The 20,803-nt window shown below is 72.1% G+C and carries 18 protein-coding genes and 1 tRNA gene; 13 read left to right on the forward strand and 6 right to left on the reverse strand.

The features are described 5' to 3' along the window. Positions 1-197 precede the first annotated feature (197 nt). A complete protein-coding gene (locus IE145_RS04000; protein ID WP_189518864.1) occupies positions 198-512 on the reverse strand; it encodes a hypothetical protein in 315 nt (104 codons plus the stop codon). 333 nt (positions 513-845) lie between these two features. Between IE145_RS04000 and IE145_RS04005 the strand changes: the two genes are divergently transcribed. Then, complete coding sequence (locus tag IE145_RS04005; protein WP_189518866.1) at positions 846-1,754, forward strand: bifunctional DNA primase/polymerase; 909 nt, start codon at positions 846-848, stop codon at positions 1,752-1,754. A 314-nt stretch (positions 1,755-2,068) separates the two neighbouring features. Here the strand turns inward: IE145_RS04005 and IE145_RS04010 are convergent. Both IE145_RS04010 and IE145_RS04015 read right to left on the reverse strand, forming a co-directional pair. Beyond that, positions 2,069-2,155, reverse strand: a tRNA-Ser gene (locus IE145_RS04010). Positions 2,156-2,241: 86 nt separating this feature from the next. Further along, positions 2,242-3,969 carry a S1C family serine protease gene (locus IE145_RS04015; RefSeq protein WP_189518867.1) on the reverse strand — a complete coding sequence of 576 codons (1,728 nt, stop codon included), beginning with the start codon at positions 3,967-3,969 and terminating at the stop codon, positions 2,242-2,244. 201 nt (positions 3,970-4,170) lie between these two features. Between IE145_RS04015 and IE145_RS04020 the strand changes: the two genes are divergently transcribed. From IE145_RS04020 to IE145_RS04030, 3 genes are all read left to right on the forward strand, one after another. After that, complete coding sequence (locus IE145_RS04020) at positions 4,171-5,007, forward strand: glycerophosphodiester phosphodiesterase (protein ID WP_189518868.1); 837 nt, start codon at positions 4,171-4,173, stop codon at positions 5,005-5,007. Positions 5,008-5,178: 171 nt separating this feature from the next. Next, positions 5,179-5,781 carry an ATP-binding protein gene (locus tag IE145_RS04025; protein WP_373296567.1) on the forward strand — a complete coding sequence of 201 codons (603 nt, stop codon included), beginning with the start codon at positions 5,179-5,181 and terminating at the stop codon, positions 5,779-5,781. Between the two features lie 105 nt (positions 5,782-5,886). Beyond that, positions 5,887-6,852, forward strand: coding sequence for a DUF5926 family protein (locus IE145_RS04030; RefSeq protein ID WP_189518869.1), 966 nt, complete (start codon positions 5,887-5,889; stop codon positions 6,850-6,852). A gap of 214 nt (positions 6,853-7,066) precedes the next feature. Here IE145_RS04030 and IE145_RS04035 read toward each other — a convergent pair whose 3' ends face one another. After that, positions 7,067-7,513: a hypothetical protein gene (locus tag IE145_RS04035; protein WP_189518870.1), complete on the reverse strand. Its 447-nt coding sequence runs from the start codon at positions 7,511-7,513 to the stop codon at positions 7,067-7,069. A gap of 428 nt (positions 7,514-7,941) precedes the next feature. Then, the gene (locus IE145_RS04040; RefSeq protein WP_189518871.1) at positions 7,942-8,700 is read right to left on the reverse strand and encodes a bifunctional DNA primase/polymerase; all 759 of its coding nucleotides are present in this window, start codon (positions 8,698-8,700) and stop codon (positions 7,942-7,944) included. 633 nt (positions 8,701-9,333) lie between these two features. On the opposite strand from IE145_RS04040, the gene IE145_RS04045 reads away from it, so the two are divergent. Both IE145_RS04045 and IE145_RS04050 read left to right on the forward strand, forming a co-directional pair. Then, a complete protein-coding gene (locus IE145_RS04045) occupies positions 9,334-10,821 on the forward strand; it encodes a PP2C family protein-serine/threonine phosphatase (protein WP_189518872.1) in 1,488 nt (495 codons plus the stop codon). A gap of 126 nt (positions 10,822-10,947) precedes the next feature. After that, a complete protein-coding gene (locus tag IE145_RS04050; protein WP_189518873.1) occupies positions 10,948-12,429 on the forward strand; it encodes an aminopeptidase P family protein in 1,482 nt (493 codons plus the stop codon). A 60-nt stretch (positions 12,430-12,489) separates the two neighbouring features. Here IE145_RS04050 and IE145_RS04055 read toward each other — a convergent pair whose 3' ends face one another. Further along, a complete protein-coding gene (locus IE145_RS04055; RefSeq protein WP_189518875.1) occupies positions 12,490-12,993 on the reverse strand; it encodes an ATP-binding protein in 504 nt (167 codons plus the stop codon). Positions 12,994-13,309: 316 nt separating this feature from the next. Here IE145_RS04055 and IE145_RS04060 point away from each other — a divergent pair, with 316 nt between their 5' ends. The 7 genes from IE145_RS04060 (at position 13,310) to pheA (ending at position 20,598) form a co-directional block, all read left to right on the forward strand. Then, positions 13,310-14,179, forward strand: a complete 870-nt coding sequence (locus IE145_RS04060; RefSeq protein WP_189518877.1) for a hypothetical protein — start codon at positions 13,310-13,312, stop codon at positions 14,177-14,179. Between the two features lie 152 nt (positions 14,180-14,331). After that, positions 14,332-15,099, forward strand: a complete 768-nt coding sequence (locus tag IE145_RS04065) for a YcnI family copper-binding membrane protein (protein WP_189518879.1) — start codon at positions 14,332-14,334, stop codon at positions 15,097-15,099. Positions 15,100-15,143: 44 nt separating this feature from the next. Beyond that, complete coding sequence (locus IE145_RS04070; protein ID WP_189518881.1) at positions 15,144-15,803, forward strand: SCO family protein; 660 nt, start codon at positions 15,144-15,146, stop codon at positions 15,801-15,803. Beyond that, positions 15,800-16,261, forward strand: a complete 462-nt coding sequence (locus tag IE145_RS04075) for a copper chaperone PCu(A)C (RefSeq protein ID WP_189518882.1) — start codon at positions 15,800-15,802, stop codon at positions 16,259-16,261. The genes IE145_RS04070 and IE145_RS04075 overlap by 4 nt, the downstream gene beginning before the upstream one ends. A 14-nt stretch (positions 16,262-16,275) precedes the next feature. Continuing rightward, positions 16,276-18,207 carry a copper resistance CopC/CopD family protein gene (locus tag IE145_RS04080; RefSeq protein ID WP_189518883.1) on the forward strand — a complete coding sequence of 644 codons (1,932 nt, stop codon included), beginning with the start codon at positions 16,276-16,278 and terminating at the stop codon, positions 18,205-18,207. Positions 18,208-18,211: 4 nt separating this feature from the next. Beyond that, positions 18,212-19,582 (forward strand): iron uptake transporter deferrochelatase/peroxidase subunit, encoded by a 1,371-nt coding sequence (gene efeB / locus IE145_RS04085; RefSeq protein WP_189518884.1) that lies wholly within the window; start codon positions 18,212-18,214, stop codon positions 19,580-19,582. 80 nt (positions 19,583-19,662) lie between these two features. Beyond that, positions 19,663-20,598 (forward strand): prephenate dehydratase, encoded by a 936-nt coding sequence (gene pheA / locus IE145_RS04090; RefSeq protein ID WP_032776590.1) that lies wholly within the window; start codon positions 19,663-19,665, stop codon positions 20,596-20,598. Positions 20,599-20,803 lie beyond the last annotated feature (205 nt).

Raw genomic sequence — 20,803 nt, forward strand, 5'->3', positions numbered from 1 at the left:
GACGCCGGAGCACCGCTGGCCGACGCCCCGGCAAGCAGCACCCGATCAACGTTTCTGACTGTCCGTCAGTTAGCGACCCCTGTCAAGACACGGGCAGCCCGCACGGGGGCACCGAAGTGCCGCCGCACGGGCTGCCGTTCAGTCCGCCGGGACCCACCCCCCGGGAGGTCCCGACGGCCGGTTCACCGGGGGGGCGGTCACCAGAAGAAGGGCGTGAAGTTCACCGCGACACTGTGGTCGGACTGATCGATCGGCACGAAGGCCGAGTTGCTGACCTGGGCGGACGTGTTCTGGTTCGACGCACCGGCGCCGACGGCCTGCTGCTGGGTCGTGGAGGAGTTGCCGGAGTTGTCGCCGCCGACACCGCTGCCGCCGATCGTCGCCACGGCAGCGTTCGATCCGTCGTTCGCGAAGGAGCCGTTGTCCGCCACGGCGACTCCGCCGCAGAGCGCGACGGCCAAGGGCAGAGCGGCGACGGCGGCGAAGGCGCGAGCGGTACGGATACTTGCCATGTCATGTCCTCCAGGAACGGAATTGCGGCTTCATATTCGGCTGGTTCCGGGGGAGTTGGCCGACCACCCCGGTGCTGTTCACAACGTCGCGAGACCAGAGTTGCCCAGGGCGCCCCCGGCGAATCCCTCACGATCTCCCGTTCCCTCTCACGTATGACGAAGAGCGGATAAACCTCCTGAGCCGCAGGAAAGTCCAGGTCAGCGAGGCAACCGCGGCACACCCGTACCGCGCGCGCGAAGAAGCGTTCCGCCACCCACCCGCACCGGCCGCCCCGAGCCACCCCGCACCCACCCCCCCTTCCCTTCCTCGAACACATGTACGAAACTAATCGCATGGCCACCATCGACCGGCAGACCCCCACCCTGGCCCTCGCCCACGCCCTCGCCGCCGCCGGGCGCGGCCTCCCCGTCTTTCCCCTCTCCGCCACCAAGCTCCCCGCCCTGCGCTCCCCCCACCGCGGCGAGCAGCCCCCGACGCACTGCCGGGGCGAGTGCGGACTGCCGGGACACGGGGTGCACGACGCCACCACCGACCCCGCGGCCGTCCGCGCCCTCTTCGCCGCCGCGCCCCGGGCCACCGGCTACGGCATCGCCTGCGGACACGCCCCGCACCGCCTCATCGGCATCGACCTGGACGTCGACCCGGCGTACGGCAGCGACGCGGCGGGAGCCCTGCGGCAACTGGCCCTCCAGCACCTGTTCACCATCCCGCCGACGGTCACGGTGCTCACCCCGAGCGGCGGCCGCCACCTCTGGCTGACCGGCCCCGCCGACGCGACAGTCCCCAACTCCGCCGGCCGCCTCGCCCCGGGCATCGACATCCGCGGGACCGGCGGCTATCTGGTCGGCCCCGGCTCGGTCACCGCCCACGGCCGCTACCGCCTGGGCCCCGGTACGGCCCACCTCACCCCGGCCCCGTGCCCCCGCGCCCTGCTCCGCCTCCTCACCCAGCCCCGCCGCCCGCCCACAGCCACCAGGAGCGCGGGCCCAGCCGCCACCCAGGACCGCCGGGGCGAGGGCCTGATCCAGTTCGTGCTGGCCGCCCACGAGGGCCAGCGCAACACCCGCCTGTTCTGGGCGGCCTGCCGCGCGTACGAACACGGCTTCGGCGACGCCCTGGCCGACGCGCTCACCGCAGCCGCCGTCCGCACGGGCCTGCCGGAACACGAGGCCCGCGCCGCGATCGCCTCAGCGGCCCGGCTGACGTCGGGGCGGGGCGGGGGGACGAACGGCGCGGCCTGACGCAGAGCAAGAAGGGGAGCCCGGCGGATCGAAGCCGCCGCCGGTGTACGAGGCGGAGTCCGCATCGCCGTCGGGCCGGTGTCTTCGTGTGCAGCCTTCAGGTCCTCCAACCCAGCAGGACACTCGGTCAAGCAAGGGCGCGAAGGTCCGCGTATGTCCACCGGTCAGAACTTCGTGGACCGTGGTCCACGCCTGGCCCACAAACAATGATCCACAGCGGCGCAGGGGCGGTTCAAGGTGAGACAGCACCCATGCAGAAGGGGCGCCCCGTTGTCGGGACACCCCTTCTGATCAGCACGATCGCTGACCTGCTGCGGTGGGTGTGGGATTTGAACCCACGGTGACATCGCTGCCACGACGGTTTTCAAGACCGTTCCCTTAGGCCGCTCGGGCAACCCACCCCGCGTCGTCCGCCCGGTCGCTGTGCAAGCCGATGGGGCGTCAGGCCCGCGCGGGGCCGGTTCGACGCGTGGGACAGCCTAGCCGGTCAGCTGTCGCCCTCGCGCTGGCCCAGGGTGACCTCGGCCGTGGACTCCTTGCCGTCGCGCTCGTACGTCAGGGTCACCTTCTCGCCCGGCTTGCGGGTCCAGATCTCGCCGATCAGGGTCGGGCCGCTGTCGATCACGGTGTCGTTGAACTTCGTGATCACGTCGCCCGCCTTCAGGCCCGCCTTGGCCGCCGGGCCGTTCGGGGTGACGGCCGGGGTGCCGCCCGCGCCCTCGGCGGAGATCGCCGCGCCGCCCGTCTTCTCCTCCATCGTCACCGTCGCGCCGATCACCGGGTAGACCGGCTTCCCGGTCTTGATCAGCTGCTCGGCGACGTTCTTGGCCTGGTTGATCGGGATCGCGAAGCCGAGGCCGATGGAGCCGGCCTGGGACTGGCCGAGGCCTCCGCCGGTCGACTGGATCGCCGAGTTGATGCCGATGACCGCGCCCGTCGCGTCCAGCAGCGGGCCGCCGGAGTTGCCCGGGTTGATCGAGGCGTCGGTTTGCAGGGCGCTCATGTACGAGTTCTTGTTGCTCTGGCCGTCCCCGGACGCCACCGGGCGGTTCTTCGCGCTGATGATGCCCGTGGTGACCGTGTTCGACAGGCCGAAGGGCGCGCCGATCGCGATCGTCGAGTCACCCACCGCGACGCTCTCCGAGTTGCCCAGGGGGAGAGGTGCCAGGCCCTGCGGCGGGTTCTTCAGTTTCAGGACCGCCACGTCGTAGCCCTGCGCCCGGCCGACCACCTCGGCGGCGTACTTCTTGCCGTCGGAGAACGTCGCCGACAGTTCGCCGGACTCCGCGGCGGAGGCCACCACGTGGTTGTTGGTGAGGATGTGGCCTTCCTTGTCGTACACGAAGCCGGTGCCCGTGCCGCCCTCTCCGTCGCCGCCCTGCGCGTCGATGGTGACCACGCTGGGGAGCGCCTTCGCCGCGACCCCGGCCACCGTGCCCGCCGGGCGCTTCAGGTCCCTCGGGGTGTCCGACGCCGACACCGTGGTCGAGCTGCCGGACGAGCCGTTGTCGTTGCGGTCGGCCGCCCAGAAACCGAGGGCTCCGCCGATGCCGCCCGCGACGAGCGCCGCCACGGCCACGGCCGCCACCAGGCCGCCGGCCCTGCTCCTGCCGTTCTTGCCGTCCGGGGTGTCGGAGCCGGGCGGGACGGGGGCGCCCCAGACCGGGCCGTGGCCGCCGCCGTTGCCGATACCGCCGGACGCGTGACCGGATGCGTGGCCGGACGTGTGACCCGGCGCGTGACCGGCGTCGCCGCCGGCGTACGACGGGACGGCGGGCGGGGGCGGCGGCCAGGAAGCGGCGCCCGCGGGGAGGTCGGGCTCCGCTCCGTATCCGGGGCCCGCGCCGAGGCCGCCGCCGGGGGCCACTCCGTACGGGGAGGGCTGCGGCGGCCGCGACGGCCGAGGCGGCTGGTTCGCGGGCGGGTGTGCGGCGCCCTGGCCGTACGTGGGCGTGCCCGAGGGCCCCTGGTGCGCCGGAGCGCCCTGGTGCGTGGGGTTGTGGCGCGGCGCCTCCGCGTGCGCCGGAGCGGTGACGGCCGCGGGCCCCGCGCCGGACTCGTCGGATGCGCCGTCAGCGCCCGGGGTCCGCGAAGCGCCCTCCGTTGCGCCGCCGGTGGCCGGTTCGGGAGTGTCGGCCGGCACGGGAGGTGCGGACGGAACGGACGGCACGGCCGGTACCACGCGGTCCTCGTTGCCCTCGTTCTCGGTGCTCACAGCTCTTTACTCCTCGGTTCCACTCGGCATCCAGTCGGCATTCGGCAAGAAACCCGCTGTGCACGTGTCTGCAGTCAGCTTTTCCCACAACACGTCGGGCCACTGTAAGCAGGACCTGTGCATCCGCACACCAATCTTTACATCCGACAAAACGGACCCCCAGGGTGACATGTGCTCAGCCATCCCAGCGACGGTGACACCATGGCGCGGGTGACCCACGCACGGCAGCGCAGCGCGCACACCTCCATCCAGGTCATCGCCCACCGCGGGGCCTCCGACGACGCCCCCGAGCACACCCTCGCCGCCTACCGCAAGGCGATCGAGGACGGTGCCGACGCCTTGGAATGCGATGTCCGGCTCACCGCCGACGGCCATCTCGTCTGCGTCCACGACCGACGGGTGAACCGCACCTCAAACGGGCGCGGCGCCGTGTCCGCCCTGGAGCTCGCCGACCTCGCCGCCCTCGACTTCGGCTCCTGGAAGGACCGGGAGGAGTCGCCCGACTGGGATCCGGTGCCGGGCGAGCTCACCTCCGTACTCACCCTGGAACGGCTCCTGGAGCTCTTCACCGAGGTACGGGCCACCGGGCGGGATCTGCAGCTGGCCGTCGAGACGAAGCACCCCACCCGCTGGGCCGGGCAGGTCGAGGAGCGGCTCCTGCACCTGCTGAGGCGCTTCGGGCTGGCCGAGCCGCCCGCCGACGGGCCCCCACCCCTCCGCATCATGAGCTTCTCCGCCCGCTCCCTCCACCGCGTCCAGGCGGCCGCCCCCACTCTGCCCACGGTCTACCTGATGCAGTTCGTCTCCCCCCGCATGCGTGACGGACGGCTGCCCGCCGGGGCCCGGATCGCGGGGCCCGGCATGCGGATCGTGCGCAGCCACCCCGGATACATCGAACGGCTGCACCGTGCGGGGCACCGGGTGCACGTGTGGACCGTGAACGAACCCGCCGATGTCGAGCTGTGCGCCGAACTGGGCGTCGAGGCGATCATCACCAATCGCCCGAAGCAGGTTCTGTCCCAACTCGGGCGCATTTAGGGCGGATAAGTACCCGTCAAGCCTCCGACCTCGGCCGTTACGGGGTGTGCTCCGGCGCATTCGCTGCGCGTTCGGTCGTGACGAGTGCGTCACCCGTAGCGCATTGGCCGGTTTCCGGTCCAGCCCAGTGGGGCATCCAACCCGTGGCGTGGGGCAAAGGAGGTCTCGGGGGTGGCGTTGGTGGTGGCACAAGAGGTGCCCGCGTCGTCGAGCATGGCCATTCCTCATGGTCCTGCCGGCGTGGGGCAGGCACGACACCGGATGCGTGAGCAGTTGCGCGGCAACGGGGTGTCGGACGCGGTCGTCGACGACGCTGTTCTGATCCTTTCCGAACTTCTCAGCAACGCCTGCCGACACGGCAGGCCGCTCGGCCGGCACACCGATGTCGGCGACGGGGACATCCGCGCCGCCTGGCGGGTGGACACCGGCGGCGGGCTCACCGTGGAGGTCACGGACGGCGGCGGCCCGACCCGCCCGGTTCCGGCCACCCCGTCGGTGACGGCACGCGGCGGCCGGGGCCTCAACATCATCAGCGCCCTGGCCCAGGAGTGGGGCGTACGGGACGATGCCCCCGGCGAGGTCACCGTCTGGGCCCTGGTCTCCTCGAAGAAGCCGCCCGGCCTCGCAGGCAACGGATCCGCCGCCAACGGCTCCGCGACGAACGGCTCCGACAGGAACGGCCGCGGTACGAACGGTGTGTCCGCGCACGGGGTCGGGGGGCTCACCGGGTTCGAGGGCCTGGACTTCTCCGACGTCCTCGACGACGTGAGCTGAGAGCGGGGCCCCCAGGGCCCGATCGCGTACGTGGGCGGGGCACGGCTCCCCGGGCGGCTAGGCTCGCGCCGAGTCCGCACTGTCGCAATCGGGAGAATGCCCACCATGGCCAAGAAGCGCCCTCAGTCCAAGGCCGGGAAGCAGCAGCTCAAGGACGGTGAGATTCCGGTCGTCGGGGCCCGTGAGCCCTGCCCGTGCGGATCGGGCCGTCGCTACAAGGCGTGTCACGGACGCGCCGCCGCCCAGGCCGTGACCGAGCTCGTGCATCGCCCCTTCGAGGGACTGGCGGGCGAGTGCGACTGGGTCGCGCTGCGCGAGCTGGTGCCCGCCGCCACGGTCGAGCTGACCCTCAAGGACGGGCTGCCCGAAGGGGTTCCGTCGGTGAAGCTCGCGACGGTCCTGCCGATGGCCTGGCCGGCGCTGCGCCGCGACGACGGTTCCGTCCTGCTCGCCCTGCAGAACGACACCTCCTCCGGCGACCTCAGCCGCGACCTCGCGGACACCCTCCAGCGCGCCCTGGAGGCCGAGCCCGGCTCCCCGGTCGCCGCCCGCCGCGTACCGGCCGACGGTCCGCGCCTCCAGGACCTCCTGGCCCCGGACGCCGCCTTCGAGCCGGAAGTGCACTCCGGGTTCGAGTTCTGGGTGCCGGACGCGGAGAACGCCACCGCCGAGGTGTCCGCGTCGCTGGAGCGCGCGAACGCCGCAGCGATCCCGACGACGCTGCTCTCCGGCGTCGACGCCGCGTACTGGTGCGAGACCCCGGAGAAGAACCACCTGCGCTGGGTCATGCCGCACCCCGAGGAGCAGCTCCTCGACGCGCTCGCCCGGCTGCACGCCGCGGGCACCTCCTCGCTCGGCGACGACACCCGGCTGGTCGGGTCGTTCCGGGCGCACGGTCTCGTGGTGCCCGTCTGGGACCTGCCGAGCTCGATGGGGGCCGAGGCGTGCGAGAAGCCCGCCGTCGAGTTCGCCGAGCGACTGGCCGCGGCGCTCGCGTCCGACGCCCCGCTCACCGCCGAGGAACGGCGCGCCCGGGGCGGTCTCACCAACCGTCAGGTGACCCTCAGCTGACAGTGACATCGGGACGCCGCAGACGGTGACCCGCGTCACAACTCGCCGTACTCGTAAGTAAATAGGCGTCCCTACAGGCGAGATCGAATTTGCGAACAGCAGATCTCTTGTTACGGTTCTAGAAGCCCGGTCGCTGGTGCATCCCCCGTCGCCAGCGACCGGGCGTCCTCGTTTCCGGCTGCGGCCCGCCCCGTGACACCCCCGGGCGCGCATCTCAGCCGCCGGCGGCCGGGGCCCGTTCCGATCCGGCGCGCAGCAGCAGCGGCGCCTCCTCCACCGGCCCCGCGCCCACGAACTCCGCGATCGCCGTGGCGGATCCGGGCGCGCCCGAGGAGGGGACGCCCGGCGTCTCGCAGATGCCCGGCTCGTCGTGCGCGGCCGGCGCGCAGTGCAACTCCACGGTCCGCCCGCCCGGACCCATCAGCGTGAGCACGGAACGGATTTCCTCACCGGTCGTGTTCCGGTAGTAGACGCGCGCCCACACGGTGTCCCCCCGGGCCATGACGCAGGTCTGCGCTTCGACCCCCTCCGGTGCGACGACCTCGGGCCCGCACCGGGCCGTCGCCGCACCCGACCGGTCGAACCCCGCCGCGCCCGACCGCTCCAGCCCCGCCGCGCCCGACCGATCAAACTCAGACAGGGAACCGGCTTCCGTGCTCATTTCCGATGGTGATTTCGGCAATGCCGAAGAAGAGGAGGCGGAATCATCTCCGGAGAGCGGATCAGAAACCTTTGGCCTATGACTTTCTGGCGGTCCGGCAGATGATTTCCCGGTGTCCGGACCAGCCGATACGGCATCCGGAGCAACGGCCGAGTGCGCGGAAGCAACCAGCGGAACGAGACTTCCGCACACCGCGGCTGCCGTGAGACCGATCATGCGGAGATTCATGGTGGGCCCCACCTGGCAACTGCGCGGAATTCCTGACGACGGACTGACGGCAGACCGACGAAGGACTGACGACAGGCCGACGATATCGACGGAATGCGTGCCGCCGGGGCGCCCGGCACCCGATTACCTCGGATCCCGTCCGGCTCACACCCGTTCGAGTGAGCCGGACGCCGGACCGCCCCGCCCGAAGCCCCAGGAGGTCAGTAGGCGAGCCGACTGCCCCCGCCCGGTGCCCCGGTGCTCGCCTCGACCAGGGCGTCCAGCACCGCTTCGACATCCGGAAGCCAAGGGGCCGCGGCCGCCGGAGCGCCGCCCTCCGCTCGCCCTCGCGACACCGGGGCCGCAGCGGAAGCGGACTTTCCGAGCGGCCCCCCGGGCCGCTCCCAGCGGACCTGGCCCGCGCCGGTCCGGGACGGCGGCAGAACGAGATAGCCGCCCTCGCCGTGGAACCGGAGCGAGCTGGGCACCCAGTCCTTCGCGTACAGCAGTTCGCCGAGCCGTTCCAGGGTGTACGGGGCCACCAGCAGCGACCACCGGGTGGGCGTCGCCACGACGGGGCCGAGCCGCATGCCCAGCGCGTCGAGGGCGCTCAGCGCTCTGGCGCCGGCCACGGCGGGCAGGCTCACCGCGCAGGGCGCGCGTCCGCCGGTCGCCAGCAGTACGGGGGCGGTGGGGCGGTTGGTCCACCACCAGCGCACCATGCGCTCGTCCGTGGTGGCCGCCAGCAGGCCGGGGTCGAAGGGGTGCGCGCCCGGTACGGCGCAGTCGGGTTCGGGGCAGGCGCAGCCGAGGCCGGGGCCGGCGCTCTCGCCGTTCGGGGCGGCGGGATGCGCCGTCCCCACTCCGGGAAGCACGGGCCATTGCCATACGGTGGCGCAGGTCAGGGCCGCGTCGAGCCGGGCGGTCGCCTCCTTGCGCCGGAGCCGGAGCCTGCGTCGCCTTCCGAGGATCTCGCGCATGAGCGCTCGTTCCTTTCCGTTGAACGCCGAGTCCACGTGACACCACGTGTGTGTGACACCACGTGCGTATCTCTTCGCTGTGCGTACGTGCTCATCAGTTCTGCGGTACGGGCGTGCCGTCGATACCGAGCGTGAGCCGAGCCGAGCCGAGTGGAACCGATCCGAATAGAACCGATCTGGGGTGGAGCAGAGCCGAACCGAGCCGAACTGAGCAGAGTCGAGCGGAGTCGAACCGGACAGGGCCTCACCGACCGAGCGGAGTCGTGCTGCTCCGGCGGAGTCGTGCGGGTCGAACCGAGCGGGTCGAGCCGGGCTGGCGGTCGCCGGGCGAGGGTGGCCTGCGCCTCGCCTGCCGTCCCTGGTGCGAACCCCGCCGTCCGGGGCGGGGGCGTCACGTTCACGGGTGAGGACGCCCGAACCCGCTGCCGGGTTCCCTGGGCGATCACAACCGCACCCGCGCATCACCGTTTACGTACCCAGCATGCCCGGGATGACGCTCCTCCGGCGACCTGACCCCGGAGGTACCCCTGTCGAACGGCCCCAGTCGATCGTAAATAGCGTCCGTAGGGTGCATTTTTTGGCCAAGTTAACCCACACTGGGAGAGCACGAATCGCCCGGTCCCCGAAGGGACAATGCTGGACATCGGGTTACTTGTGCGTGTACATGTGGATGCACTGATAGTGGCGCAGAATCACATGGGGGTTTGCGATGCTATTCGACGAATCGCACCGGTCGGAAAGCTGGCTGCCATGAGCGCCCCACACCTGCCGAAAGTGGCTGGAATCGATCCAGAGGTTCCGGTTTCAACGCACACTCCCGCACCCCTGACAGAGGTCCCGGGACCGCCCGGAGCCTTCCTCCAGGACCGCCTGGCGGGCTGGGTCTCGGACCTGACGACCCTGCACGAACTCACCGAGCGGCTGGCCGGGACGAGCACCCTCGAAACCGCCCTGAACGAGCTGTTGCAGGCCGGAGCCGCCCTCGTCGGAGCCCGCCGCGGACTTCTCGTTCTGGAACCGGCGAACGGCGAAGGCCCCTCCGCCACGCGCGGCCTGGGGCTCACCCACGCCGAACTCGGGCACATCGAGACCGTGCCGCGCGCGGCCACCGCGCTCGGCCGCGTCCTCGACGGACTGCCGGACACGGCCGACGGGATCACCAGCCCCGACCTGCTCGGCGAGCAGGACCTCGACCCCCGGCACCGCGAGGTCGCCACCCGGCTCGGCTACGCCGCGAGCTACGCCCTCCCCCTCGCCTCCGAGGCGAGGGGCCGGCTCGGCGCGGCGCTCTGGCTCTACGACGAACCGGCCGCGCCCGCGCAGAAGCAGCGCCATCTCGCCGGCCTCTACGCGCGCTACGCCACCGAGCACCTGGCCCGCCTGATCGAGCTGGAGCGCGCCCGGGCGGACGTCGCCGCCGTCGCCGAGGAGCTGCTGCCCAGCCGGCTCCCCCGGATCCCCGGCGTCCAGCTCGCCGCCCGGCACCGCACAGGGCCCCACGGCGGCGGCGACTGGTACGACGCGCTGCCGCTGCCCGACCGCGCCCTCGGCCTCGCCGTCGGCTCCGTGGGCGGGTCCGGGCCGAGCGCGATGGCCGCCATGGGCCGGCTCCGCGCCAGCCTGCGGGCGTACGCGGTGATGGAGGGCGAGGACCCCGTCGCCGTACTCTCCGACCTGGAACTGCTGCTGCGGCTCACCGAACCCGCGCGGACCGCGACCGCCCTGTTCGCCTACTGCGAGCCCGCCGCCCGCAAGGTCGTGCTGGCCGGGGCCGGGCACACCCCGCCGCTGATCCTCGGCGAGCGGCGCTGCGAGTACGTCGAGACGACGCTCTCCGCCCCGCTCGGGATGCTCGCCTGCTGGGAGGCGCCGAGCGTGGAGTTCAGCCCCGCACCTGGCGAAACGGTGCTGCTCTACACGGACGGGCTGCTGCGCCGCACCGGGGACGCGATGGACCGCGCCTTCGCCCGGCTGCACTCCGCCGCCGCCTCCGTACCGAAGCCCGACCGGCACGATCCGGCGGCCGTGGCCGACCACGTCCTGCGCACGGTGCTCCCCGACGGCCTCGACCGGAGCGATTCCACCGAGGACGTCGTGATCCTCGCCGCCCACTTCGACTGACCTCCGGCGGCCCCGCGAAGCTCTGCCCGGCGCGCTCTCCGGTAACAGGTCCTTCGGCCCTGGGCCCCCTTCCGTACGCCCGTACGATGGGTGATGGTCCAGTGTCGTATCAAGGAGAGACAAATCGTGTCTGAGGAGCTCATCCCGGAGACCCCGGAGCAGGAGACCGAAGAGAACGAAGCAGCGGAGGCGATCAAGCAGCGGAAGAACGGCCTCTACCCGGCCGTCTCCGACGAGCTCGCCGAGAACATGAAGTCGGGCTGGGCCGACACGGAGCTGCACGACCTCCAGCCGATCCCCCAGGCCGAGCACACCGCGAACCGCCGCGCCGCGCTCTCCGCCCGCTTCCCCGGCGAGCGCCTGGTCATCCCCGCGGGCAACCTGAGGACCCGCTCCAACGACACCGAGTACGCCTTCCGCGCCTCCACCGAGTACGCGTACCTCACCGGTGACCAGACCCAGGACGGCGTCCTCGTCCTGGAGCCGACCGGCGGCACCGGCCACGAGGCCACCCTCTACCTGCTGCCGCGCTCCAACCGGGAGAACGGCGAGTTCTGGCTCGACGGCCAGGGCGAGCTGTGGGTCGGCCGCCGCAACTCCCTCACCGAGGCCGAGCAGCTGCTGGGCATCCCCGCGAAGGACGTCCGCGAGCTGCCCGCCGCGCTGGCCGAGGCCACCGGCCCGGTCCGTAACGTGCGCGGCCACGACGCGTCCATCGAGGCCGCCCTCACCGACAAGGTGACCGCCGAGCGCGACGAGGAACTGCGCGTCTACCTCTCCGAGGCCCGCCTGGTGAAGGACGCCTTCGAGATCGCCGAGCTGCAGAAGGCCTGCGACGCCACCGCGCGCGGCTTCGAGGACGTCGTCAAGAGCCTCGACAAGGCCGAGGCGACCAGCGAGCGCTTCATCGAGGGCACGTTCTTCCTGCGCGCCCGGATCGAGGGCAACGACATCGGCTACGGCTCGATCTGCGCCGCCGGCCCGCACGCCACCACCCTGCACTGGGTCCGCAACGACGGCGCGGTCCGCGCCGGCGAGCTGCTGCTCCTGGACGCCGGGGTCGAGACCAACGACCTCTACACCGCCGACGTGACGCGGACCCTGCCGATCAACGGCACGTTCTCGCCGCTCCAGCGCAAGATCTACGACGCGGTGTACGAGGCCCAGGAGGCGGGCATCGCCGCCGTGAAGCCCGGTGCCGCCTACCGCGACTTCCACGACGCCGCGCAGCGCGTGCTCGCCGAGAAGCTCGTCGAGTGGGGTCTGCTCGGCGACCTGTCCGTGGAGAAGGTCCTGGAGCTGGGCCTCCAGCGCCGCTGGACCCTGCACGGCACCGGCCACATGCTCGGCATGGACGTCCACGACTGCGCCGCCGCACGCACCGAGACGTACGTCGACGGCACGCTGGAGCCGGGCGTCTGCCTGACGGTCGAGCCCGGTCTGTACTTCCAGGCCGACGACCTGACCGTGCCCGAGGAGTACCGGGGCATCGGCGTCCGGATCGAGGACGACATCCTCGTCACGGAGGACGGCAACCGGAACCTCTCCGACTCGCTGCCGCGTCGGGCGGACGAGGTCGAGGCCTGGATGGCACGGCTGAAGGGCTGAGCCCTTCCGTATCGCCGTAACGACCATTGCCGTACGAGACGCGCCGGGGCGCGCCGCTCACTACACCGTGAGCAGCGCGCCCTCGCGCCATTTCAGGACCTTGTCGAAGCTCACCACCGCGCCGCGGCCCGGTCGGTTGCCGAACTGGACGTGGTCGGAGAGCTGCTGGATCAGGTCGAGGCCCCGGCCGCTCTCGGCCTCGGTCTCGGCCCGGTGGGAATGCGCGGCTGGACGAAGCGCGCGGCGGGACGGAAATCCCGGCCCCGAGTCGCTGACCTCGATACGGCATTTCTCGCCGTCCAGATAGGCCGTGACCCGGTACTGCCCGGAGTCCGCGCAGGGACGTCCGGTCCCGGAACTCCCGGAACCCCCGGAATCCCCGGGCACCGTCCGGTCGCCGCCGTGCTCGACGGCGTTCGCACAGGCCTCGCTGAGCGCGACCGACAGGTCGAAGGAGATGTCCGGATCCACCCCCGCGGTTTCCATGGTGCCGAGCAGGAAACGACGGGCGAGCGGAACGCTCGCGGCTTCGCGCCGCAAATGGAGAGACCACCAGATGCTCATCTTTCAGCCTCCTGGCTGCGGCTCGACGTATCGGTACGTATTGCCGCCCTCGGCACTTCGTAAGCACGGATCGGGTGGGAGAGCCCTCGTTCGGCGGATGCGGATATTCGGCCGCTCGGTGTATGGACCGGCCGGGTCGCAGGCCACCGGAGTCCCGTCCCGGGTGACCGGGGGTACGCGGCCCGGTCACCTGAAGTGCGTCCCCCGGTCCGTACATCCCCCGCGAACAGGCGCAACAAGCACGGTTGGGGACGGAGCCTGATCTTCCGGACCTGCCGTACGGCACCCGGGGGCGCAGTGCGATGATGTCCCGGCCATGTCCACGCCTCGCGCACGCGCCGGAGCCGGTCTGCGGCTCATGAGGGCCACGGTGTTCACCGCGGTCTGCGTCGTGCTGTCCGCGGCCGGACACATGCTCGCCGCCGGTACGGCCCTCCCCGCGTGGACGTTGCTCGCCGGGTTCCTCGGCGTCCTCGCCGTCGCCACCCTCCTCGCCGGACGGGAACGCTCCCTTCCGGGCATCGTGGGCGCACTGGCCGGCGGACAGATCCTCCTCCACGTGCTCTTCGCGTGCGGCAGCCACGGCGGCGGCCCGTCCGCCACCGGGACCACGGGCGGCGACAACCCGCTCATCCGGTTCGCGTCCGGGCTCGTGTGCGGTGAAGGACCGGTCCGGCTGAACGCGGCCGAGGCCCACCGCATCGTCTCCTCGGCCGGCATCGACCCGTCGACGCTCCCGGGGGCGCACGTCCATCCCGGGGCGGGCGGCACGTCCGGTGCGGCCCAGGCCGTGGCTTCGGCGGGACCGGACGGGGTCTCGGGCATCGCCCAGGTCTGCGCCGCGGTCACCGCGATGCTGCCGAGCCTGCCGATGTTCCTGGCGCACGTCCTCGTCGCGCTCGCCACCGGCTGGCTGCTGCGCCGCGGCGAGATCGCCCTCTTCGCGCTGGCCCGGCTCTCCGCCCACAGCGCCCAGGCACTGGCGGCCGGGGCCCGGCTCCGGTCCCTGCGCGCCGCGCTCGCCCTCGTCCGCGCGCTGCGGGCCGGGGAGCGTGAGCAGCTCGTGGCCGGACCGCGCGCTCCGCGCCACGGCGACGACGTCCCCCCGCCGACCGCCGGGGATCCTCTGCAGCACCTGGTGATCAGGCGCGGGCCTCCGTTGGCCCCGTACGCCCTCGCAGCCTGACGCGACGCCTCCACCGGGCCCCGCGGGCCGCTCACGCACCTCCCTGTGCACGCGCGCGCCCCGCACGGAACCGCACCCCCGAGGCGTCGTGATGCCGCCGCGCAACCGCGCGCCGGACCACCACGTTCCGTTTCCCTGTGGAGATTCCTGCCATGAAGCTTTCCCGTATCGCCCTCGCCGGCGGCGTCGCCGCGTCCACCGTCCTGCTGATCGCCGGCCCGGCCGCCGCGCATGTCAGCGTCCAGCCGGTGGGCGAGGCCGCCAAGGGCGGATACGCCACGCTCAACTTCAAGGTCCCCAACGAGCGCGACCAGGCCTCGACGGTGAAGCTCGAAGTGAACTTCCCGGCCGACCACCCGCTCTCCTCCGTCACCCCGCAGGCCGTCCCCGGCTGGAAGATCACGATCGACAAGAGCAAGCTCGACAAGCCTCTCGAGGTGCACGGCCGCAAGATCACCGAGGCCGTCTCCAAGGTGACCTGGACGGCGGAGGACAGCGAGATCGCCCCCGGCTTCTTCCAGCAGTTCCCGGTCTCCGTCGGCGCGCTGCCCGAGGACGCCGACCAGCTCGTCTTCAAGGCGATCCAGACGTACGACAACAAGGAAGTCGTCCGCTGGATCGAGGAGCCCACCGAGGGCGGCGAGGAGCCCGACAGCCCCGCCCCGGTCCTGAAGCTGACCGCCGCCGCCGACGACCACCACGGTGGCGGCGCGGCCGACGACGCCAAGAAGGCCGACGACGCAAAGGAGGGCGACGACCACAAGGCCGCCGACACCGCCGCTTCGACCAAGGAGACCAGCGCCGCCGCGTCCTCCTCCTCCAGCGACACCACCGCCCGCACCCTGGGCATCATCGGCATCGTCATCGGTGTCGCCGGTGTCGCGTTCGGCGTACTCGCCGGACGCCGCCGTTCGGCCTGACCGGCCGGCTCCCTCACCCGCACCACGTTCAGGACATCTCTCCCATGCGCAACAGAAAAGCAGTGACGGCCGTGGCGTTCGCCGCCGCGGCCGCACTGGCCCTCTCCGCCTGCGGCACCGGTGACGACAAGGCGGGCTCCTCGGCCGTCGCCGACGTCAGCGCCCCGCCGAACGACAAGGCCGCGACCGTCCTCGACCAGCCGTTCACCAAGCCGAACCTCGTCCTCACCGACACCCACGGCAAGGAGTACGACCTCCGCGAGGCGACCAAGGGCAAGCCGACGCTCATCTACTTCGGCTACACCAACTGCCCCGACGTCTGCCCGCTGACCATGAGCAACATCTCCCTCGCCAAGCGGGAGCTGCCCAAGGCCGACCAGGACAAGCTCCAGGTCGTCTTCGTCACCACCGACCCCGAGCGCGACACCCCCGCCTCGCTCGGCAAGTGGCTCGCCGCCCAGGACCCCACCTTCACCGGCCTCACCGGCGACTTCCCGACCATCCAGGCCGGGGCACGGCAGATCGGCATCGGCATCGACGCGCCGAAGAAGGAGAAGGACGGGACCGTCGTCTCGATGCACGGCGCCCAGGTCATCGCCTTCTCCCCGAAGACGGACCAGGGGTATGTGCTCTACGGCGAGGACACCTCAGCGGAGGAGTACGCGAAGGACCTCCCCAAGCTGATCAAGGGGGAGGCTCCGTGAACCGCCGCCGCGCGGCTCTCGCCTGCGCCCTCGCCCTCACCACCGGGCTGGCGCTGGCCGGGTGCTCGTCGGACAGCGGGTCGGGCGGCGAGCCGGAGCTGAAGGTCGTCGGCGCCTTCATGCCGCAGCCGGTCAGCGACATGGCCGCCGGATTCCTCGTCGTACAGAACAGCGGCGGGACCGCGGACCGGCTCACCTCGGTGACCAGCCCGCTCTCCGACGACGTCACGATCCACGAGACGAAGAACCAGAAGATGCGCGAGGTCTCCTCGTTCGAGGTGCCCGCGAACGGCGAGCTCGATCTCGAACGCGGTGGCAGCCACATCATGTTCATGAAGCTCAAGCAGAAGCCCAAGCAGGGCGAGAAGGTCTCCGTCGAGCTGCACTTCGAGAAGGCCGACCCCATCACGGTCGACCTGCCGGTGAAGGAAACCACCCACAACCCGAAGAAGCAGTGAGGGACTGACGCCAGATGTCTGCCACCGCCCCGTACGCCGGGCCCTCCCCGATACGACGGCCGCTCGCCGCCGCCGCGCTCCTCGCCGCGCTGGTCAGCCTGGTATTCGGGCTGCTGCTGGCCGGCGCGGGCCCGGCGGCCGCGCACGCCGCCCTCACCGGGAGCGACCCGAGTGACGGGGCGGTGGTGGACACCGCGCCCAAGGAGGTCACCCTCAGCTTCTCCGAGGCGATCGCCGTGGGCGACGACTCCATCCGGGTCCTCGACCCGAGCGGCAAGCGCGCCGACACCGAGGCCGAGCCGCGCGATCTGTCGGAGGGCGGCACCGTCCGCTACGGCGTATCGCTCCACTCCGGACTGCCGGACGGCACCTACACGGTGGCCTGGCAGGCGATCTCCGCCGACAGCCACCCGATCTCCGGCGCGTTCACGTTCTCCATCGGCGCCCCGTCCGACACCACGGTCGCCCTGCCCTCCCAGGAGGCGGGCGGCGGCCCGGTCGGCGTCGTCTACGACATCGCGCGCTACGCGGCGTACGGCGGATTCGTCCTGCTCGTCGGCGGCAGCGCGTTCGTCCTGGCCTGCTGGCGGGGCGGCGCCACCGCCCTGCCGATGCAGCGGCTCGTGGTCCGCGGCTGGCTCACCCTGACCGCGGCGACCCTGGTCATGCTGCTGCTGCGCCACCCGTATACCGGCAGCGGGAAGTTCGCCGACGCCTTCGACCTCGCCGGACTCCAGTCCGTCCTGGACACCAAGCCCGGCGCCGCCCTCGTCTCCCGGCTGCTGCTGCTCGGGGCCGCCGCCCTGTTCATCGCCGTGCTGTTCGGTACGTACGCGGGGCGCGAGGACGAACGCGAGAAGAAGGACCTCACCTTCGGACTCGCCGTCGGGGGCGGGGTCGTCGCGGCGGGCATCGCCGCCACCTGGGCGATGTCCGAGCACGCCTCGACCGGCATCCAGACGAGCATCGCCATGCCGGTGGACATCCTCCACCTGCTGGCCGTCGCCGCCTGGCTCGGCGGACTCGCCTCGCTGCTGGTGGCGCTGTACCGGACGCCGGACATCGGGAGCGCGGCGGTACGACGGTTCTCGGCGGTCGCGTTCGGCAGTGTCGTGGTCCTGGCGGCGACCGGGATCTACCAGTCCTGGCGGCAGGTTGGCTCCTGGTCGGCGCTGACCGGTACGCGGTACGGGCAACTGCTCATCCTCAAGGTGGCGCTGATCGCCGTCCTGCTCGCGGTCGCCTGGTTCTCCCGGCGCTGGACGGGACGGCTGACGGACCCGGCGGTCGCTTCGCGAGAGGCTCCGGAGGAAGAGGCCGAATCCGGAACCGAGGACGCCTCGGCCGAGGACGCCTCGGCCGATGTCGACCCCGAGCGCGCCGCGCAACTGGCCCGGCAGCGGGCCGCCCTGACCGCCACGAAGAAGAAGCGGATACGGGACGCCGACCCGGAGCGTTCCGGGCTGCGCCGCTCGGTCCTGGCCGAGGCCGCCGTCGCCGTCGTCCTGCTGGCCGTCACCACCATGCTGACGTCCACCGAGCCGGGCCGTACGGAGGAGGAGGCCGCGAACGGCACCCCGTCCGCGAGCGCTCCCGCCGCGGGAGGCCCCGTCAACCTGAAGATGCCGTTCGACACCGGCGGCCAGAACGGCAAGGGCACCGTCCGCATCGACATCGAACCCGGGCGGACCGGCTCCAACGATCTGCATGTGTGGATCGACGGCAGCGACGGCGAGCCCATGGACGTCCCCGAGCTGAAGCTCGCCCTCACCCTGGAGTCGAAGGACATCGGCCCGCTGCCGGTCGTCCCGGACCGGCTGGCCGAGGGGCACTGGTCGGCGAGCGCCGTACAGATTCCGATGGCCGGGGACTGGAAGATCGACGTGACGGTACGGACGTCGGACATCGACCAGGTCACCATCGACAAGAACGCGAAGATCGGCTGAGCACGTGAGCAAGAACAGGAAGCAGGCCCCGGCCCGGACGGCCACGGCCACGGCCGTCGGCCCGGGTGGCGGCGCCGCCAGTGACCGCGACGCCGGTGGCCGTGCCGCCGGTGACGGCGCAGCACCCACCGGCGTCTCACGGCGGCGGCTGCTGGGGACGGCGGGCGCCGCGGGCGCCACCGGGCTGGTGCTGGGCGCCGGGGGCGGGGCCGCCGGGTATGCCGCCACCCGGCCCGAGGAGCCGACCGCGCTGACGACCGTCGGCGCGAGCGCGGCGATGTTTCACGGGAAACATCAACCGGGGATCACCACTCCGCTTCAGGCTCGGGGCCATCTCACCGCCTTCGACCTGGTGGCGGGCGCGGGGCGCAAGGAGGCGGCGGCGCTGCTGCGGCGCTGGTCCGCGGTGGCGAAGGAGCTGATGGCGGGCCGCCCGACGGCCGGCGCGGCCGACGGCCCCGGGCACGACACCGGCATCGCCCTGGACGCGGGTCCCTCGTCCCTGACCGTCACGTTCGGCTTCGGCCGGACGTTCTTCGGGCGCACGGGGCTGGCCGACCGGCTGCCCGCCGCGCTCGACCCGCTGCCCGCGTTCTCCGCCGACGCCCTCGACGCCAAGCGGTCCAACGGCGACCTGTGGGTGCAGATCGGCGCGGACGACGCCCTGGTCGCCTTCCACGCGCTGCGGGCGCTCCAGAAGGAGGCCGCGGGCACGGCACGGGTGCGGTGGCAGATGAACGGCTTCAACCGCAGCCCCGGCGCGACCGCCCGGCCGATGACCGCCCGCAACCTGATGGGCCAGATCGACGGCACCGGCAACCCGAAGCCGTCGGACGAGGACTTCGACCGGCGCGTCTTCGTCCCCGCGTCCCCGGGGAAGCCGCAGGAGTGGATGGAGGGCGGTTCGTACGCCGTCGTCCGCCGGATCCGGATGCTCCTGGACGACTGGGAGAAGCTTCCGGTGGAGCGCCAGGAGCGGGTCATCGGCCGGCGGAAGGCGGACGGGGCGCCGCTGAGCGGGGGGACCGAGACCACCGGGATGGACCTCGACAAGGCGGGCCCGGACGGCAGGCTCGTGATCCCCGACAACGCCCACGCGCGGATCTCCTCGCCCGAGGAGAACGGCGGGGCCGCCATGTTGCGCCGGCCGTTCTCGTACCACGACGGCATCGCGGAGGACGGCACTCCGGACGCCGGACTGCTGTTCATCTGCTGGCAGGCGGACCCGTTCCGGGGCTTCGTTCCGGTGCAGCGCAAGCTCGACCGGGGCGACGCGCTGTCGCCGTTCCTGAGGCACGAGGCGAGCGGGGTGTTCGCGGTCCCGGGCGGGGCGGCGGAGGGCGAGTACGTGGGACAGCGGCTCCTGGAGTCGTAGGCGCGCACGGTCCGGCGACGGTTCTCGACCGCATCCTGAGACAGCGCGGCGGGCCTCGCGGGGCGCATTAGGGTGACCGTATGTCAGCCACGCGCTACGCCTATCTCGGCCCCGAAGGCACCTTCACCGAGGTCGCCCTCCGTACGCTCCCGGAGGCCGCCACCCGGGAACTCGTCCCGATGCTGTCCGTCCCGGCCGCCCTGGACGCCGTGCGCAACGGGGAGGCGGCGGCAGCGCTCGTACCGATCGAGAACTCCGTCGAGGGCGGTATCACCGCGACCCTGGACGAGCTGGCCGGCGGGGAACCGCTGATGATCTACCGCGAGGTGCTGCTCTCCATCACCTTCGCGCTGCTGGTCCGGCCCGGGACCAAGCTGTCGGACATCAAGACGGTCACCGCGCACCCGGCCGCCCAGCCGCAGGTGCGCAAGTGGATGGCGGAGCACCTCCCGGGCGCCCTGTGGGAATCGGCGGCGTCCAACGCGGACGGGGCCCGGCTGGTCCAGGAGGGGCGGTACGACGCCGCGTTCGCCGGGGAGTTCGCCGCCGCCACCTACGGCCTGGAGCCGCTGGTGACGGAGATCCACGACGCGGAGAACGCCCAGACCCGGTTCGTCCTGGTGGGCCGGCCCGCCCGGCCCTCCGCACCGACCGGCGCGGACAAGACCTCCGTGGTGATCTGGCTGGCCGACGACCATCCCGGCGCCCTGCTGGAGCTGCTCCAGGAGTTCGCGGTGCGTGGCGTCAACCTGATGCTGATCCAGTCCCGCCCGACCGGCGAGGGTATCGGCAACTACTGCTTCGCCGTGGACGCGGAGGGGCACATCGCGGACCGGCGGGTCGGGGAGGCCCTGATGGGGCTGAAGCGGATCAGCCCGAAGGTCCGGTTCCTCGGCTCGTACCCGCGGGCGGGTGTCTCGCCGGACGAGGTGCGGCCGCTGCGGGCGGGCACGTCGGACGCGGCGTTCACGGAAGCCTCCGACTGGCTGGCGCGCAGCCAGGACGGCCGGATCTGACGCCAGGGCGGGGAGAAGCCGGGCCCAAGGGCTTACGGCAGCCTTCCTCACGCGCTCCGCAGCGGTGCGATCTACAGATAGTCACGCACTCCGGAGAGTTATCCACAGGGAGGGCTCTCGACCTGGGGACAAGTCGACACCTCAATGCGACATCGTCGACAAATCGATCCAGTCACCTCAGACCAGTCCACAGACGCTTGAGGCG

Source organism: Streptomyces sindenensis (assembly GCF_014649035.1).
In the GTDB taxonomy this organism is placed as follows: domain Bacteria; phylum Actinomycetota; class Actinomycetes; order Streptomycetales; family Streptomycetaceae; genus Streptomyces; species Streptomyces sindenensis.

What these genes read in the sequence shown, in the direction of transcription:
- IE145_RS04065 (WP_189518879.1), top strand. Translation starts at nt 14,332, where the DNA reads ATGAAGCTTTCCCGTATCGCCCTCGCCGGCGGCGTCGCCGCGTCCACC.
- IE145_RS04030 (WP_189518869.1), top strand. Translation starts at nt 5,887, where the DNA reads ATGGCCAAGAAGCGCCCTCAGTCCAAGGCCGGGAAGCAGCAGCTCAAG.
- IE145_RS04055 (WP_189518875.1), bottom strand. Translation starts at nt 12,993, where the DNA reads ATGAGCATCTGGTGGTCTCTCCATTTGCGGCGCGAAGCCGCGAGCGTT.
- IE145_RS04070 (WP_189518881.1), top strand. Translation starts at nt 15,144, where the DNA reads ATGCGCAACAGAAAAGCAGTGACGGCCGTGGCGTTCGCCGCCGCGGCC.
- IE145_RS04020 (WP_189518868.1), top strand. Translation starts at nt 4,171, where the DNA reads ATGGCGCGGGTGACCCACGCACGGCAGCGCAGCGCGCACACCTCCATC.
- pheA (WP_032776590.1), top strand. Translation starts at nt 19,663, where the DNA reads ATGTCAGCCACGCGCTACGCCTATCTCGGCCCCGAAGGCACCTTCACC.
- IE145_RS04005 (WP_189518866.1), top strand. Translation starts at nt 846, where the DNA reads ATGGCCACCATCGACCGGCAGACCCCCACCCTGGCCCTCGCCCACGCC.
- IE145_RS04000 (WP_189518864.1), bottom strand. Translation starts at nt 512, where the DNA reads ATGGCAAGTATCCGTACCGCTCGCGCCTTCGCCGCCGTCGCCGCTCTG.
- IE145_RS04040 (WP_189518871.1), bottom strand. Translation starts at nt 8,700, where the DNA reads ATGCGCGAGATCCTCGGAAGGCGACGCAGGCTCCGGCTCCGGCGCAAG.
- IE145_RS04060 (WP_189518877.1), top strand. Translation starts at nt 13,310, where the DNA reads ATGTCCACGCCTCGCGCACGCGCCGGAGCCGGTCTGCGGCTCATGAGG.
- IE145_RS04080 (WP_189518883.1), top strand. Translation starts at nt 16,276, where the DNA reads ATGTCTGCCACCGCCCCGTACGCCGGGCCCTCCCCGATACGACGGCCG.
- IE145_RS04045 (WP_189518872.1), top strand. Translation starts at nt 9,334, where the DNA reads ATGCTGGACATCGGGTTACTTGTGCGTGTACATGTGGATGCACTGATA.
- IE145_RS04035 (WP_189518870.1), bottom strand. Translation starts at nt 7,513, where the DNA reads ATGAGCACGGAAGCCGGTTCCCTGTCTGAGTTTGATCGGTCGGGCGCG.